This window comes from Rhizobium esperanzae (assembly GCF_014197615.1).
Taxonomy (GTDB): domain Bacteria; phylum Pseudomonadota; class Alphaproteobacteria; order Rhizobiales; family Rhizobiaceae; genus Rhizobium; species Rhizobium esperanzae_A.
The window spans coordinates 109148-124085 of sequence record NZ_JACIFY010000009.1 but is presented as its reverse complement, the minus strand read 5'-3'; the positions used below and the strand labels follow the sequence as shown (position 1 = coordinate 124085).

The 14938-nt window shown below is 61.8% G+C and carries 14 protein-coding genes; 11 read left to right on the top strand and 3 right to left on the bottom strand.

Translation table 11 applies throughout. The annotated features are described in order from the left end of the window. Positions 1-221: 221 nt before the first annotated feature. From GGD57_RS14025 to GGD57_RS13995, 7 genes are all read left to right on the top strand, one after another. Positions 222-1748: an ABC transporter substrate-binding protein gene (locus tag GGD57_RS14025; protein WP_184470641.1), complete on the top strand. Its 1527-nt coding sequence runs from the start codon at positions 222-224 to the stop codon at positions 1746-1748. 82 nt (positions 1749-1830) lie between these two features. Next, positions 1831-2772, top strand: coding sequence for an ABC transporter permease (locus tag GGD57_RS14020; RefSeq protein WP_184470639.1), 942 nt, complete (start codon positions 1831-1833; stop codon positions 2770-2772). Then, positions 2772-3641, top strand: a complete 870-nt coding sequence (locus GGD57_RS14015; RefSeq protein WP_184470637.1) for an ABC transporter permease — start codon at positions 2772-2774, stop codon at positions 3639-3641. Before GGD57_RS14020 ends, GGD57_RS14015 begins: the two co-directional genes overlap by 1 nt. Positions 3642-3689: 48 nt before the next feature. Next, on the top strand, positions 3690-4202 hold the full coding sequence (locus tag GGD57_RS14010) for a RidA family protein (RefSeq protein WP_184470635.1): 513 nt from the start codon (positions 3690-3692) through the stop codon (positions 4200-4202). A gap of 70 nt (positions 4203-4272) precedes the next feature. After that, a complete protein-coding gene (locus GGD57_RS14005) occupies positions 4273-5469 on the top strand; it encodes an aminotransferase class V-fold PLP-dependent enzyme (protein WP_184470633.1) in 1197 nt (398 codons plus the stop codon). 18 nt (positions 5470-5487) lie between these two features. Further along, entirely contained in the window at positions 5488-7329 is a 1842-nt protein-coding gene (locus tag GGD57_RS14000; protein ID WP_184470631.1) for an ABC transporter ATP-binding protein, read from the top strand. 78 nt (positions 7330-7407) lie between these two features. Continuing rightward, positions 7408-8229 (top strand): bifunctional allantoicase/(S)-ureidoglycine aminohydrolase, encoded by an 822-nt coding sequence (locus GGD57_RS13995; RefSeq protein ID WP_184470629.1) that lies wholly within the window; start codon positions 7408-7410, stop codon positions 8227-8229. 33 nt (positions 8230-8262) lie between these two features. On the opposite strand, the gene GGD57_RS13990 is transcribed toward GGD57_RS13995, so the two are convergent. Beyond that, entirely contained in the window at positions 8263-9192 is a 930-nt protein-coding gene (locus GGD57_RS13990; protein ID WP_184470627.1) for a TauD/TfdA dioxygenase family protein, read from the bottom strand. A 288-nt stretch (positions 9193-9480) separates the two neighbouring features. Here GGD57_RS13990 and GGD57_RS13985 point away from each other — a divergent pair, with 288 nt between their 5' ends. Then, on the top strand, positions 9481-9888 hold the full coding sequence (locus GGD57_RS13985) for a carboxymuconolactone decarboxylase family protein (RefSeq protein ID WP_184470624.1): 408 nt from the start codon (positions 9481-9483) through the stop codon (positions 9886-9888). Positions 9889-10084: 196 nt separating this feature from the next. Next, positions 10085-11107 carry a class I SAM-dependent methyltransferase gene (locus tag GGD57_RS13980; RefSeq protein WP_184470622.1) on the top strand — a complete coding sequence of 341 codons (1023 nt, stop codon included), beginning with the start codon at positions 10085-10087 and terminating at the stop codon, positions 11105-11107. A gap of 36 nt (positions 11108-11143) precedes the next feature. Here GGD57_RS13980 and GGD57_RS13975 read toward each other — a convergent pair whose 3' ends face one another. Then, the gene (locus tag GGD57_RS13975; protein ID WP_184470620.1) at positions 11144-11887 is read right to left on the bottom strand and encodes a sulfite exporter TauE/SafE family protein; all 744 of its coding nucleotides are present in this window, start codon (positions 11885-11887) and stop codon (positions 11144-11146) included. Positions 11888-11984: 97 nt separating this feature from the next. Between GGD57_RS13975 and GGD57_RS13970 the strand changes: the two genes are divergently transcribed. Both GGD57_RS13970 and GGD57_RS13965 read left to right on the top strand, forming a co-directional pair. Next, positions 11985-12875 (top strand): LysR family transcriptional regulator, encoded by an 891-nt coding sequence (locus GGD57_RS13970; protein ID WP_184470618.1) that lies wholly within the window; start codon positions 11985-11987, stop codon positions 12873-12875. Positions 12876-13067: 192 nt separating this feature from the next. Further along, complete coding sequence (locus GGD57_RS13965; protein WP_184470616.1) at positions 13068-14096, top strand: trans-3-hydroxy-L-proline dehydratase; 1029 nt, start codon at positions 13068-13070, stop codon at positions 14094-14096. Between the two features lie 119 nt (positions 14097-14215). On the opposite strand, the gene GGD57_RS13960 is transcribed toward GGD57_RS13965, so the two are convergent. Continuing rightward, positions 14216-14938 (bottom strand): response regulator transcription factor, encoded by a 723-nt coding sequence (locus tag GGD57_RS13960; RefSeq protein WP_049735793.1) that lies wholly within the window; start codon positions 14936-14938, stop codon positions 14216-14218.

Sequence of the window (14938 nt, the reverse complement as noted above, 5' to 3'; positions counted from 1 at the left end):
CCCGTTCCGTTGAAGCCTGACTGCAAGGTGATCACCTGACGTTGGGATATCATGCCGCTTTCGCGCGGCGCAGCCAGCCGCAGCCGACGATGGTGTTTTTTCGTCGTCGCGCTATCCGCGGCTGCATATTCCATCGCCCGCGCTTGACAGGATCGATCCAGTTCTTATTCTGTTACAAAAAGATGAATTGCATAATAATGGAACTAAACGGGAGCCATCACATGAAAACACTGGTCGCATTCCTGCTCGGCACCGCGCTCGTCGCTTTGCCTTCCACCCTGCTTGCCCAGGAAAAGGGCGGCGTCATCAATGTCGCGACGATCGGCGAGCCGCCGACACTCGATCCGATGTCGTCGACAGCCGATCTTGTCGGCATCGTCACCCAGCATATTTTCGAAACGCTCTACACCTTCGACAAGAGCTGGAACGTCACGCCGCTTCTGGCCGAAAGCCTGCCCGAGATCAGCGCCGATGGCAAAACCTATACGATCAAGCTCCGGACCGGCATCAAGTTCCACGACAATACAGACATGACCTCGGAAGATGTCGTTGCCTCGCTTGGCCGCTGGATGAAGATTGCCTCGCGCGGCAAGCAGGTGGCCGGCTTTATCGACAAGATCACCGCCACCGACCCGGCGACCGTCACCATTACGCTGAAGCAGCCCTATGCGCCGCTGACCTCGCTGCTTGCCTTCAACAATTCGGCGGCGATCATCATTCCAGCCGAAAAACAGGACGAGCCGATGAAGGAGTTCATCGGCACCGGTCCCTATATGCTGAAGGAGCGCAAGGCCGACCAGTATATCCAGCTCGTCCGTTTCGACGGTTACAAATCCCGCGAAGGCGACAGCAACGGTTATGGTGGCGCCCGCCATCAATATCTCGACGAGATCCGCTTCGTGCCGGTGCCGGACCCGAATACCCGCGTCGAAGCCGCCGTCTCAGGCCAGTATGATTACGTCGATTCGATCGCCGTCGAATCCTACGACAAGCTGAAGGCGTCGACAGCCTCGCAGCCGGTCATCCTCAAGCCCTTCGGCTACCCGGTCTTCGTCTTTAACACGAAGGAAGGTGTTGCTGGGAATGTCGAGATCCGCAAGGCGATCCGCCAGGCGCTGAGCATGGAAGACATGTTGGCGGCCGCCTTCGGCAGCAAGGATTTTTATGCGCTCGATGGCGCGATCTATCCGAAGACCTTCTCCTGGTCGACGGATGCCGGCGTCGAGGGCGCCTATAATGTCGCCGATCCGGAAGGGGCGGCGGCTGCCGCCAAGAAGGCCGGTTATAATGGTGAGCCGATCCGCATCCTGACCAGCCGCCAATACGAGTTTCACTACAAGATGGCGCAGGTCGCCGCCGAATATCTGAAGCTTGCCGGCTTCACCGTCGATATGCAGGTGGTGGACTGGGCGACGCTGACGCAGCGCCGCACCGATCCGAAGCTCTGGGATATCTACATCACCCACAGCCCCTTCCTGCCGGAGCCGGCCCTCATCGGTTCGCTCTCGACCAGTTCGCCGGGCTGGTGGGATACGCCGGCCCGCAAGGCCGCCGTCGATGCCTTCACCTCCGAGGTCGACCCGAAGAAGCGCGTGGCGCTTTGGGCCGATGTCCAGAAGGCCGTCTATGCAGACGCGCCCTTCATGAAGATCGGCGATTTCAACGCCGTTTCGGCAAAGTCGGTCAAGCTCGAAGGCGTCGATCCGGCTCCGTGGCCGTATTTCTGGAACGCTTCGATCAAGAAGTAAGCACCGCCGCCGGCGCCGGTCTTCGTGACCGGTGCCGGTCGTCTTTTCCAACACATCTGCAAAGGCTTGAAGGCCGGCATTCATGATCCGCTACATTCTCCAGCGCCTGTTCGGCATGATCGTCGTGATGTTTCTTGTCGTCACGATCGTCTTCGTCATCGTGCGCGTGACGCCGGGAGATCCGGCTGCCGTGATGCTCGGGCCGGACGCGACGCCGCAGGATATTGCCGATCTCAGAAGCCGGCTCGGCCTCGATCAGTCGCTCGGCCTGCAATATGTCTATTATATCGGCCAGTTGCTGAAGGGCGATCTCGGCCAGTCGATTTTCCTCAACATGCCGGTCACCTCGGCGCTCATCGATCGCGCCGAACCGACCTTCTTCCTGACGCTATTTTCGCTTCTCATCGCCAGCATCATCGCTTTGCCGATCGGCATCTATGCCGCCTATCGGCGCGGCTCCTTCGTCGACCAGGCGGCAACGACGCTTGCCATGTTTGCCGCCAGCATTCCGAGCTTCTGGCTCGGCCTCATCCTGATGCAGTTCTTTGCCGTCCGGCTCAATCTCTTCCCGGTCTCCGGTTATGGTGGTCCCGGCTCGAGTTTTCTCGAGCGCATGTATCACCTGACGCTGCCGGCTTTCGCGCTCGGCATCGTCTCATCGGCACTGATCCTGCGCTTCACCCGCGCCTCGATGCTCGACGTGCTCGGCGACGATTATATCCGCACGGCGCGCGCCAAGGGGCTGGTCGAGCGCCGGGTCATCCTCAAGCACGCGCTGAAGAATGCGCTGATCCCGATCCTGACGGTGCTCGGCCTGACGGCGGCGGTGCTGATTTCAGGGGCCGTCGTCACCGAGACCGTCTTCGGCCTGCCGGGTGTCGGCAATCTCGTCGTCTCGGCGGTGCTGCGCCGCGACTATCCCGTCATCCAGGGGGCGCTGCTCGTCATCGCTGCACTCTACGTGCTGATCAATTTTGCGATCGACATGCTCTATCTGCTGGTCGATCCAAGGGTGCGCTACTGATGGCCGATATCGCAATCAAATCCGCCGAGAGCGAAAGCAGCAAATTCGTCCGCCGCCTGCTGAAGCGCAAGACGGTCGCCTTCGGCCTGCTGATCCTGACGGTCTTCGTGCTGCTGGCAGCCTTCGCGCCCGTGGTCGCGCCGTATTCGCCGTCCAAACTTTCCATCGTCAACCGGCTGAAACCGCCGAGCGAAATCTTCTTCTTCGGCACGGACGAATTCGGCCGCGACGTCTTCTCGCGTACGATCTTTGCCGGCCGCCTGTCGCTGCTGGTCGGCGCCGCCGTCGTCGCCCTGTCGGCGGTGATCGGCGTGACGCTCGGCCTGCTCGCCGGCTTTTTCCAGAAGCTCGATACGCCGATCGCCCGGCTGATCGATGCGATGATGGCATTCCCGGATATTCTGCTGGCGATCGCGCTGGTCGCTGCCCTCGGTCCGTCGCTGACGACAGTCATCATTGCGCTGTCGATCGTTTATGCGCCGCGCCTTGCCCGCATCGTCCGCGCCTCGACGCTGGTCATTCGCGAGCTGCCCTATGTCGAGGCGGCGAGGGCGCTTGGGATTTCGACCTTCCACATCATGACGCGGCATGTGCTGCGCAATCTGCTGTCGCCGATCCTGGTGCAGGCCACTTTCCTCTTTGCCAGCGCCATGCTTGCCGAAGCCGGCCTGTCTTTCCTCGGTCTCGGCGTCAGCCCTGAGATTCCGACCTGGGGAACGATGATCGCCGCCGGCCGGCAATATATCGGTCAGGCCGACTGGATGACGCTCTTTCCCGGCGTCGCGATCATTCTCTCGGTGCTGTCGCTGCAGATGGTCGGCGATGGCCTCAGGGACATGCTCGATCCAAGACTTCGCAAGGATCTTTAATCCGCCGGCCTCTCGGTCGGCTCCCAAATTCGCCAAATCGAAAATTGCATGACAGGAGTTTGCGTGAACCAGTTTCCCACCGCCGCCGGCAAGGTCGAGAGCTCGCCTTACAAACGGCTTGCCGCGCTCGGCATAACCCTGCCGCCGCCGCCGCCGCCGATCGCCAATTTCGTGACGCATGTGCTGGAGGGCAACATGCTCTATCTCTCCGGCCAGGGGCCGCGCGAGGCCGACGGTTTGCTGCATGCCGGCAAGGTCGGCGGCGGCGTCGGTGTCGAGGCGGCCTATGGCCACGCCCGGCTGACCGGTATCAATCTGCTTGCCGTCATGCATGAGGCGCTGGGCGATCTCTCCCGCGTCAGGCGGGTGGTCAAGCTGCTCGGCATGGTCAATGCCGTGCCCGATTTCGAGGATCATCCGAGCGTCATCAACGGCTGCTCGGATCTCTTCATTGAAGTCTTCGGGCCGGCCGGCGAACATGCCCGCTCGGCCGTCGGCTTCGGCTCGCTGCCCGGCAACATCACCGTCGAAATCGAGGCGATCGTCGCCTTGCACGGCTGACGAAAGTTTTCATATTTGGAGGAGCGTTCCCCCATGCGCCGCTCCCCGACCCGGAATTCTGGAGAAGTTCATGTCCACTGATATGAGACCATCGCTCGGCCTTCGCCCCGTCATCAACGTTTCGGGCACGATGACCAGCCTCGGCGCCTCGATCGTCGTGCCGGAGGCGATCGAGGCGATGGCATCGATCCTGCCGCACTTCGTCGAGATCAACGACCTGCAGCGCAAGGCAAGTGCGGTCATCGCCCGGCTGACCGGCGGCGAGGCCGGTTTCGTCACCGCCTCCTGCTCGGCCGGCATTTCGCTCGCCGTCGCCGGCGCCATCACCGGCGACAATCTGCTGGCGATCGAGAAGCTGCCGGATGCCGTGCCTGACAAAAACGAGGTGCTGGTGCAGATGGGCCATGTGGTGAGCTACGGCGCACCGGTCGATCAGGCAATCCGGCTTGCCGGCGGCAAGGTCGTGCTGGTTGGACAGGCGACCTCGACGCACCGCTTCCACATGGAGCATGCGATCACCGACAAGACGGCCGCCGCCGTCTACGTCGTCTCCCACCATGTCGTCGATTACGGCCTCTTGAACCTCAAGGAGTTCGTCGAGATCGCGCATGCCAGGGGCGTGCCTGTTATCGTCGATGCGGCCTCGGAATATGATCTCAGGATTTTCCTGGAGCAGGGGGCCGATATCGCGCTCTATTCCGGCCACAAATTCCTCGGCGGCCCGACCTCGGGCATCGTCGCCGGCAGGAAAGAGCTCGTGCGCCATGCCTTCCTGCAGAACATGGGCATCGGCCGCGGCATGAAGGTCGGCAAGGAGAGCATTTTCGGCGTCATGGCCGCACTCGAAGCCTGGGAGCGCCGTGACCATGCCGGCATCCGCGAACGTGAGACCGGCTCTCTCAACCTCTGGAAAAAGACACTCGACGGCCGGCCCGGCGTCACCGCGCTGATCGAGCCCGATCCCACCAACAATCCGCTCGATCGGCTGCGGCTCATCGTCGATGCCGAAGGGGCCCATATCACCGCCTGGGATCTGGCCGATGCGCTTGCCAAGGGCAGCCCGCCGATCATCGTGCGCGATCACGAGGTGGAGCACCGCTATTTCTATCTCGACCCGTGCAACCTGCATCCGGGCCAGGACGTCATCGTCGCAAACCGCCTCGCTGAGGAACTCGACAAGGCGCGCGCCTCCAACGAGATCATCGCCACGCCGATCGAAAACCGCAGCCGGCACCGTTTCGACGGGCTGCTGCGCTGGCCGGATTGAGCCGGAGGAGGAACCGAGATGGGCAGCGTCCAGGCACGATCGATCGAGGCAGTCACCGCCATTCTTTCCGTCGAGGGGCTGACGACGTCCTTCCTGGTCGACGGCGCCTGGAGACCGGTGGTCCGCGACGTCTCCTTCACCGTCGCCCCCGCCGAAACCGTGGCGATCGTCGGTGAATCCGGCTCCGGCAAGAGCGTCACCTCTCTGTCGATCATGCGGCTGCTGCAGGCCGACACCAGCCGCATCGAGGGCCGCGTCATGCTCGGCGGGCGCGACCTCCTGGCCTTGCCGGAACATGCCATGCGGCAGGTGCGCGGCAATGAGGTGGCGATGATCTTCCAGGAGCCGATGACATCGCTCAATCCGCTCTTCACCATCGGCGATCAGATTTCCGAAGCGCTGCTCTGCCATTCCGAGATGAGCAGGGCCGATGCCAGGGCCGAGACGATCCGACTGCTGGAAAAAGTCCGTATCCCTTCGGCCGCCTCGCGTTTCGACGAATATCCGCATCGTTTTTCCGGCGGCATGCGCCAGCGGGTGATGATTGCCATGGCGCTCGCCAGCCGGCCGAAACTCTTGATCGCGGACGAGCCGACGACGGCGCTGGATGTGACGATCCAGGGCCAGATCCTCGATCTCATCAAGATGCTGCAGGAAGAGGAGGGGACCTCGGTTCTCTTCATCACCCATGACATGGGTGTCGTCGCCGAGATCGCCGACAGGACGGTGGTGATGTATCGCGGCGAACAGGTGGAGAGCGGGCCTACTGCCGATATCTTCCACCGCGGCAGACATCCCTATACGAGAGCGCTGCTGTCGGCCGTACCTGTGCTCGGCTCGATGCAGGGCCGGCCAAGGCCGCTGCGGTTTCCCGTGGTCAACACGACGACTGGGGAATCGGACGTTCCCACCGAGGCCGCCGATACGGTCGCGGCAAAGCCGGTGCTTGAGGTGAAGAACCTCACCAAACGTTTCGACATTCATTCCGGCCTGTTCAATCGGCTGACCAGCCGGGTGCACGCGGTCGAAAACGTCTCCTTCGATCTTCATGCCGGCGAGACACTGTCGCTCGTCGGCGAATCCGGCTGCGGCAAATCGACGACAGGGCGCGCCATTATGCGTCTGATCGAGCCGCAGGCGGGTTCCGTTCTCGTCGAGGGCAGGGAGGTGCTCGACCTCGACAGGAAGGAACTGCGCGAGATGCGCAAATCCGTGCAGATGATTTTCCAGGATCCCTTCGCCAGCCTCAATCCGCGCATGACGGTGGGGGCTGCAATCGCCGAGCCCTATCTCGAACACCGGATGGGCAATGCGAAACAGGCAAGGGAGGTCGTCGCCGACCTGCTCGCGAAGGTCGGTCTGTCCCCGGATATGGCGGCGCGCTACCCGCATGAATTTTCCGGCGGCCAGCGCCAGCGCGTCTGCATTGCCCGCGCGCTTGCCCTGCAGCCGAAGGTCATCGTCGCCGATGAAAGCGTGTCGGCGCTCGACGTGTCGATCAAGGCGCAGGTCATCAACCTGATGCTCGACCTGCAGCAGAGCCTCAACCTCGCCTTCCTGTTCATCTCTCACGACATGGCGGTGGTCGAACGCGTCAGCCACCGGGTGGCGGTGATGTATCTTGGCGAGATCGTCGAGATCGGACCGCGCGCCGCCGTCTTCGAAAATCCGCAGCATCCCTATACGAAGAAGTTGATTTCAGCCGTGCCCGTGCCTGATCCTGATCGCCGCCACGAGAAGCGGATGGTGGCGAATGACGAGATCAAGAGCCCGATGCGCCCGGTCGACTATCAGCCTCCGGCCACATCGTATCGCGAAGTCGGGCCAGGTCATCTGGTGATGGCCGATCGCCAGGTCTGACTTGGCCATTGGGAGTTGCCTAAAAGACTATCGGCGCATAAAGCAGATGCATAGCCAAATGCTTGGAAAGCCGCACCGATGAACAAGACAGAGTATTTTTCGACACTCGGCGGCCTGCCGCCGCAGACCCAGCTGCTTTCCGGCCGAGCCGTTTTCACCACGGCTTACGCGGTCATCCCCCGCGGTGTCATGAGCGATATCGTCACGAGCCTCCTTCCGCATTGGACGGGAACGCGCGCATGGGTTCTCTCACGGCCGCTTTCCGGTTTCTCCGAGACCTTCTCGCAATATATCATGGAGGTTCAGCCGGGCGGCGGCAGCGATCGGCCGGAGCCCGACAAGCGGGCCGAAGCCGTATTGTTCGTCGTCGAAGGCGGCATGACGGTGGAGCTCGAAGGCGTCAGCCATGCGTTGCGCGCCGGTTCCTTCGTCTATATTCCGGCGGGTTCTGCCTGGCGCCTGAAGAACGATGGCTCGACCGCGGCGATCTTCCACTGGGTCAGGAAAGCGTTTCAGGAGGTCGAGGGGCTGGAGCCGCCGCCGGCGATCGTCACCCATGAGGACGAGCATCCGATCCGCGCCATGCCCGACACCGATGGACGCTGGGGCACGACCCGCTTCATCGACCCGGCCGATGTGCGCTACGATATGCACGTCAATATCGTGACCCTGGAGCCGGGCGCGGTGATCCCGTTCATGGAAACCCATGTCATGGAGCACGGCCTCTATGTGCTGGAAGGCAAGGCTGTCTATCGCCTGAACCAGGATTGGGTCGAGGTCGAGGCCGGCGACTTCATGTGGCTGCGCGCCTTCTGCCCGCAAGCCTGCTACGCCGGCGGCCCCGGCCGCTTCCGCTATCTGCTCTACAAGGATGTCAACCGGCACATGAAGCTCTGGTAGGATCAGCGCCGGACGACATCCGCTTGACAGAACTCAGGCGGCCTTTGCTTTCGGCTTGGCAGCCTTGACATGGGTTATGCTGCGGCGACCGTCGATGCTCACGGGCACGTCGCCGTCGACCGTCGCGCGGCGCACGACCCGATGCTGATCGCCATAGTCGTTGACGGCATAGTGCTGGGTCGCACGATTGTCCCAGATCGCCACATCCCCGGCTTTCCAGCGCCAGCGCACCGTATTTTCCGGAGCGGTGACATAGGATTGGAACACCTCGTAAAGTTTGGCGGAGTCGCTCTTCGACAGTCCGACCAGGCGCTGAACGAAATTGCCGAGCAGCAGCGATCTTTCGCCGGTTTCCGGATGGACGCGCACGACCGGATGTTCGGTCTCGTAGACCGTCGAGGTGAAGACCTCCTCGAAATGCTTCTTCTCTTCGGCGGTGGCGCGCGGGCGCACGGCGGCGTAGTCATAGGCGTTGCTGTGAATGGCCCACAGATTGTCCGCCAGCGCTTTGAGCGACGCCGGCAGACTTTCGTAGGCGGCATGGGTGTTGGACCAGATCGTGTCCCCGCCGGCCGCCGGAATAACGACGCCGCGCAGGACGGAGAATTTGGGGTAGGCGTCGACGAAAGTGACGTCGGTGTGCCACTGGTCCGCTCTGCCGCCACCGCGGCTGGAATCGAGGTTGAGGATGGAAGCCGTTCCCGCCGCCGGGCCCTGGGTGGGGTGTGGTACAAGGTCGCCCAGGCGGCGCGCGAAGGATTCCTGTTCCAAATCGTCGAGATGCCCCTGATCGCGGAAGAAGATGACCTTGTGTTTCAGCAGAAGCTGGTTGATCGCGGCCACCTGTGCGTCCGAAAGATCTCCGCCAAGACGGACCCCTCTGATTTCGGCACCGACGCGGCCGGTCAGCGGCACGACATCGGACTCGGGAATGATCTGATTGACGAGAACTGGATTGCTCATGGAAATCTCCTGTTGATATCGCCGAAATCGACAGGGCCATAAAACAAAATAGTCTATAAAATCTATAGAGAAATTTTTCTAATTTTGCCTGTTTTCCTGAAACAGCCGCCTTCGATATTTCAACCACCTGATGTTTCCTTCACCGGGCGAGGGGTCTGGCGGTCGCTGTTCTTCTTCCTATCTTGTCCACCTCAATCTGCCGGATCGCCGGGCAGTTTGACCGGCAGAGCAAATGAAGAAAAGATCGCGCTTGCGCCCGTGCCGCGGCGCCTGGGAAAGGAACTTTCAATGGCAACAGTCAAACTCCTGTCGGACCAAGAGGCCGCCGCCATTCCGGCCGTTCAAGCCGTGTTCGACGACATCAGGGCGACGCGCAAGACCGATCTCATCAACAATTTCTGGCGCGCCCTGGCAAACGATCCCGCAAATCTCAAGCGGGTATGGGAAACGCTGAAATCGGTCATGACGGTCGAAGGCGCAATCGATCCGCTGACGCGTGAGATGATCTACATCGCGGTATCGACGGCCAATGCCTGCCAATATTGCATTCAATCCCATACCGCAGCCGCCCGGGCCCGCGGGATGACGGATGCCCAACATGGCGAACTTCTGACGATCATCGGCCTTGCCGCGCAGACAAACCATCTTGCCCTTGCCATGCAGGTTCCGTCCGATCCGGAATTTGAGGTGCGCTAGAAAAGACGGACTCCGGGCTCAAAGACATGCACCGCCACCACGTCATGCGGGCGGGAGCGGCCGGCAGGACAGCTCGGCCATTGAGCGGGAACACCCGATAGGGTTAGCGCAGTGCGTATTGTAGAATATGCCAATGTACGCATAATTCCTGCGGCCGGCGCTGCCGGGCAAGATCGGTCGAGAGCTCGGGGAACCCATGGAAACAATTGTCGAGGACGCCCATACCGGCGTCGTGTCGCCGGAACTCGTGGTCGATGCACTCTTTGCATGCCGAAAGACCGCGGCGATGAGGGCGGCCATCGAACTTGATATTTTTACGCATATCGCCGAGGGCAAAACGGCGGAACTGCTGGCGTCGGCAACAAGCGCATCGGAGCGTGGGGTGCGCATCCTGTGCGATTACCTCGTGGTCCATGGTTTCCTGACAAAGGAGAGCGGCCAGTACCGAATGACGCCTTCGACCAGAATGTTCCTCGATCGCAATTCGCCGGCCTATATGGGTTCTGCCGTCGAGTTCGTCGCCGCACCTGAAATCCTGGATAATTTTCTGCGCGATCCGGCCGCCGCCGTGCGAAACGGCGGTTCGGCGGGGCTTGCGAACATGTCGGCAGACAACCCCGTCTGGTTGAAGTTTGCGCGCGGCATGGGCTCCTTTACCGGTCTCAGCGCAAAAATACTGGCCGGCGAAATCTCCAGCTGGCCGAGGCCTGCCAAAAAGGTTTTGGACATCGCGGCAGGTCCCGGCATGTTCGGGATCGAAATTGCGAAGGCCTTTCTATCGGCGGAGATCGTCGCCGTCGACTGGGCCGCCGTGTTGGAACTGTCGAGACAGAATGCGGCAAAAGCCGGTGTGGCCGACCGGTACCGGACGATCGCCGGCAGCGCCTTCGACGTGGATTGGGGTACGGGTTACGATCTCGTCCTGCTTCCGAATTTTCTGCACCACTTCGATCTGCCGACATGTGCTGAACTGTTGCGAAAGATCATCGCCAGCCTTGCGCCGGAGGGGCGGATCGTCGCGGTCGATTTCGTGCCGAACGAAGATGGCGTGTCGCCGCCTTTTCCCGCGGCCTTCTCCTGGGAGATGCTGGCCAGCACGCCGGCGGGTCAGGCTTATACGCAAGGTGAGCTGACGGAGATGGCAAGACTGGCCGGCCTTGCCGGCGTCACGGTCAAACCGATGCCGCCAACGCCGGCAAGCATCATCCTCTTTGAATAGCGGGCCGATCGCCGCTCCATGAAAACCGGAACCGCTCTAGAAGAGCGGTCTGAGGGCCATTTCTGCGCCGAGCAGGAACAAAAACACGAGAAACCCGCGGCGAAAGGCTATTGGACTGATGCGATCGCGCAGGCGTTGACCCGCCCACATCCCGACAAGCGCCGGGACGACGGCAAGAATGGAGAATGCCGTCTGTTCCAGTTGTAACGCACCCTGCGCGCCGATGCCTGCCGCAAGGGCCATGGTCGAAATGGTGAATGACAATCCCAATGCTTGAACCAGGTCATCCTTCGAAAGGCCGAGCGCCTGAAGGTAGGGCACCGCTGGAATGACAAATACGCCGGTCCCGCCCGTGATCAGGCCCGTCAGCGCTCCAATGATCGGCGACATCAAGGGTTCGACCTTCTTTGGAATGCTCAGTTGACGCGCCAAAAGCGTGTAGAGCGAATAGAGGGCGAGCGCGCCTCCGAGCGCGGCCGTTGTGAGAACGGTGTTGTCGCTTGTGATCAATGAAGATCCCAACACCGTCGCAACGACGATCGCCACCATCATCGGCCAGAACCTCAACAGCAGCGGGCCAAAGCTCGGGCCGGCGAAGAGCTGCCATAGATTGGTGACGAAGGACGGAACGATCAGCAAGCTTGCTGCGGCCAGCGGCGAGAGGAGAGAGCCGAGCACGCCCATCGCCACGGTGGGCAGGCCCATTCCGGTAACGCCCTTGACGATACCGGCGGCGAAGAAGGTGACGGTGACGATTACGCATATGGACAGGTTCGACATGCTTTTCGAATACCAGCCGCCCACAGGTCGACAATGCGGAAGGAACGGCGGCTGACTTCGGCTGGACCGAAGGCTGGCAGTTGGATATCCTCGCCGAATGCGTTTCGACCTGACCGATCTGCGCCTGTTTCTCGCCGTGGTGGATGCCGGCAGTATCACCCACGGGGCTTCGGATGCCGGCCTCTCCCTTGCGGCCGCGAGCGAGAGACTGCGAGACATGGAATTGGCTGGAGAGGTTGTGTTGCTGGAGAGAGGCCGGCGGGGCATAACGCCGACGGAAGCCGGCGAAGCGCTTGCTCACCACGCTCGGACCATCCTGCATCAGATAGCTCGGATGCGTGGCGAGATCGGTCAATTCGCAAGGGGAGTGCGCGCCACCGTGCGCATCCTGGCCAACACCGCCGCGGTGACCGAGATTTTGCCGGCGCGGCTCGCGCCGTGGATGGCCGCACATCCTCAAGTCGATGTCGAACTTCGGGAACGGCAAAGTGCGGAGATTGCCAGGAGCGTCGTCGCCGGCTTCGCCGAGCTCGGCATATTGTCGAGCGCGGTTGAGACCGGCGGTCTCGTCTTGCGACCCTTCGCGATAGACCGGCTGGTCGTGGTGACGGCGCGTGATAATCCTCTTTCAAAAAGACCGCAGATACGCTTTGCCGATTTGCTCGACCATCATTTCATTTCCCTCGCGGGAGGCGCCCTGCAGGATCATATCGACGCTCAGGCGTCTAAGCTTGGCGCCAAGCTCAAGAGCCGCATAGCACTGCGCAGCTTCGACGGGATTTGCCGCATGGCCGGTGAAGGCGTGGGCATCGGCATCGTGCCGGAAGCAGCGGCGCGCCGATGCAAACGGCTCACACAAATCGGCATTCTTCGCCTTCAGGACGAATGGGCGACGCGCCGGCTCTCGATATGCGTTCGAGCCGAGCACGACCTGACGCCGCATGCGCTCTCACTGTTTCAGCATCTCGGCGCGAAAGTGACGGAATGACGGCTGGTCATGCGTGTTGCATTCGGAAACTTTATGTAGCCGGCTACATAAAATGTGGCGTAATCGATCTTATGGAACATCAGAGGAGTCATCTCGTCGGGCGCTTGACTTGATCTTCAAAAATCGTATACGATATTCTATATCAAGGGTGCCTGAGCGTACCAGCAGGCGGTCACTCAGCAGGAGGAGCATATGCGCACATCGAAGGTCGTCCATATCGTGAGTTGCCATGCGGAAGGCGAAGTCGGCGATGTGATTGTCGGCGGCGTCGCGCCGCCTCCGGGCGCCACGGTCTGGGAGCAATCCCGCTGGATCGCCGAGGATGAGACGCTGCGCAATTTCGTGCTGAACGAGCCTCGCGGCGGCGTCTTCAGGCACGTCAACCTGCTGGTTCCCCCGAAGAATCCAAGGGCGCAGATGGGCTGGATTGTCATGGAGCCGGCCGATACCCCGCCGATGTCCGGTTCGAACTCGATGTGCGTGTCGACCGTCCTGCTCGACACCGGCATCATCCCGATGCAGCAACCGGTCACCCGCATGGTTCTCGAGGCGCCGGGCGGTCTGATCGAGGTCGAGGCGGAATGCCGTGACGGCAAGGCCGAGCGGATCCGGGTCAGGAACGTCCCGTCATTTGCCGACAAGCTCGATGCCAAGATTGAAGTCGAGGGTATCGGCACCATCACGGTGGATACGGCTTATGGCGGCGACAGCTTCGTTCTTGTCGATGCCGCATCGCTCGGCCTCAGCCTGCAACCCGATCAGGCGCGCGATATCGCCCGCATGGGTGTCAAGATTACCGCGGCGGCCAATGAGCAGCTCGGCTTCAAGCACCCTGCCAACGACTGGGACCACATTTCCTTCTGCCAGATCACGGATCCCCTGACGATGAAGGACGGCGTGCTCTGGGGCAGGAACGCGGTCGCCATCCGGCCGGGCAAGATCGATCGGTCTCCATGCGGGACGGGTTGCTCCGCCCGCATGGCGGTCCTTCATGCCAAGGGGCAGATGAAGGCGGGCGACAAGTTCGTCGGCACCTCGCTCATCGACACGGAATTTCATTGCAGCATCGACAGCGAGGTCGACATCCACGGCAAGGCCGGGATCAGCCCGATCATCTCGGGCCGAGCCTGGGTGATCGGCACCAAGCAGCTGATGGTCGATCCCGCCGACCCCTTCCAGGCCGGCTACCGCCTCTCCGATACCTGGCCGATGGACCTATAGCAGAGCCCTATCCAGAAGCGGCCCGACGCCTGGTTGTTTGGCTTTTGGTCGCTGCCATGCCAGCGCCGAATGCATGTTGCCGGCGTCTATATCCCGTTTGCCCGAACGCGTGTGCGCTCCTACTTTCCGTCAAGCCACTCCTGCAGTTCCGCCTCGGCCCGCTCCAGAGCGCTGTAGTTCAGGAGCTTGCGCAGGAAGGCGACGGTAACGGCGCGGGCGCGGAGATTGAAGCGGCCGTCCTCGTGGTCGTCGCCGGCGCTCTGGTAGACATCGAGCTTGTCGTAGAGTTGCTGCAGGCGGTTCTGCACGCTGCGCAGCGACAGGCCCCGGCGTTTGGCGATCGCCCGGTCGGTGAGGCCAAGCGCGATATCGACGAGGATCTCGTATTCGGAATCGGTAAAGCCGTTCGTCTGGCCGAGGCTCTTCTGCTGCAGGCCGCGCACCTCGCGGTCGATGACGCACTGGCTCTCGATGAAGATCGAGCGCAGCGCAAGCTTCAGCCGCTCGTCGGAAGCGGATTTCAGTACATAGCCGTAGGCCGCGCCATCCGGCACGATGCGCGAGACGCCGCGCACATAGGCCTCGTCGGAATAATTCGACCAGAACAGAATGCGGGTCTCCGGCCGCTCCTTCCAGATGGTGCGCGCCGCCTCGATGCCGTTGCGGTTCGCCATCTGCAGGTCCATGACGATATGCGCCGATTTGTGGTCGCGGGCGAGCTTTTCGCCGGCCGTCCCGTTCTCGGCCTCGATCACCGTGTCGCATTCCGGCAAGGCGGCGTTGACAGCCTCGTGCAGATAGGAGCGGTGCAGCGGGTCGTCCTCGACGATCAGAACCTTCAT

What these genes read in the sequence shown, in the direction of transcription:
- GGD57_RS13970 (WP_184470618.1), top strand. Translation starts at nt 11,985, where the DNA reads ATGCGTTTCGACCTGACCGATCTGCGCCTGTTTCTCGCCGTGGTGGAT.
- GGD57_RS14010 (WP_184470635.1), top strand. Translation starts at nt 3,690, where the DNA reads ATGACAGGAGTTTGCGTGAACCAGTTTCCCACCGCCGCCGGCAAGGTC.
- GGD57_RS13995 (WP_184470629.1), top strand. Translation starts at nt 7,408, where the DNA reads ATGAACAAGACAGAGTATTTTTCGACACTCGGCGGCCTGCCGCCGCAG.
- GGD57_RS13975 (WP_184470620.1), bottom strand. Translation starts at nt 11,887, where the DNA reads ATGTCGAACCTGTCCATATGCGTAATCGTCACCGTCACCTTCTTCGCC.
- GGD57_RS13990 (WP_184470627.1), bottom strand. Translation starts at nt 9,192, where the DNA reads ATGAGCAATCCAGTTCTCGTCAATCAGATCATTCCCGAGTCCGATGTC.
- GGD57_RS13985 (WP_184470624.1), top strand. Translation starts at nt 9,481, where the DNA reads ATGGCAACAGTCAAACTCCTGTCGGACCAAGAGGCCGCCGCCATTCCG.
- GGD57_RS13980 (WP_184470622.1), top strand. Translation starts at nt 10,085, where the DNA reads ATGGAAACAATTGTCGAGGACGCCCATACCGGCGTCGTGTCGCCGGAA.
- GGD57_RS13960 (WP_049735793.1), bottom strand. Translation starts at nt 14,938, where the DNA reads ATGAAGGTTCTGATCGTCGAGGACGACCCGCTGCACCGCTCCTATCTG.
- GGD57_RS14005 (WP_184470633.1), top strand. Translation starts at nt 4,273, where the DNA reads ATGTCCACTGATATGAGACCATCGCTCGGCCTTCGCCCCGTCATCAAC.
- GGD57_RS14020 (WP_184470639.1), top strand. Translation starts at nt 1,831, where the DNA reads ATGATCCGCTACATTCTCCAGCGCCTGTTCGGCATGATCGTCGTGATG.
- GGD57_RS14025 (WP_184470641.1), top strand. Translation starts at nt 222, where the DNA reads ATGAAAACACTGGTCGCATTCCTGCTCGGCACCGCGCTCGTCGCTTTG.
- GGD57_RS14015 (WP_184470637.1), top strand. Translation starts at nt 2,772, where the DNA reads ATGGCCGATATCGCAATCAAATCCGCCGAGAGCGAAAGCAGCAAATTC.
- GGD57_RS13965 (WP_184470616.1), top strand. Translation starts at nt 13,068, where the DNA reads ATGCGCACATCGAAGGTCGTCCATATCGTGAGTTGCCATGCGGAAGGC.
- GGD57_RS14000 (WP_184470631.1), top strand. Translation starts at nt 5,488, where the DNA reads ATGGGCAGCGTCCAGGCACGATCGATCGAGGCAGTCACCGCCATTCTT.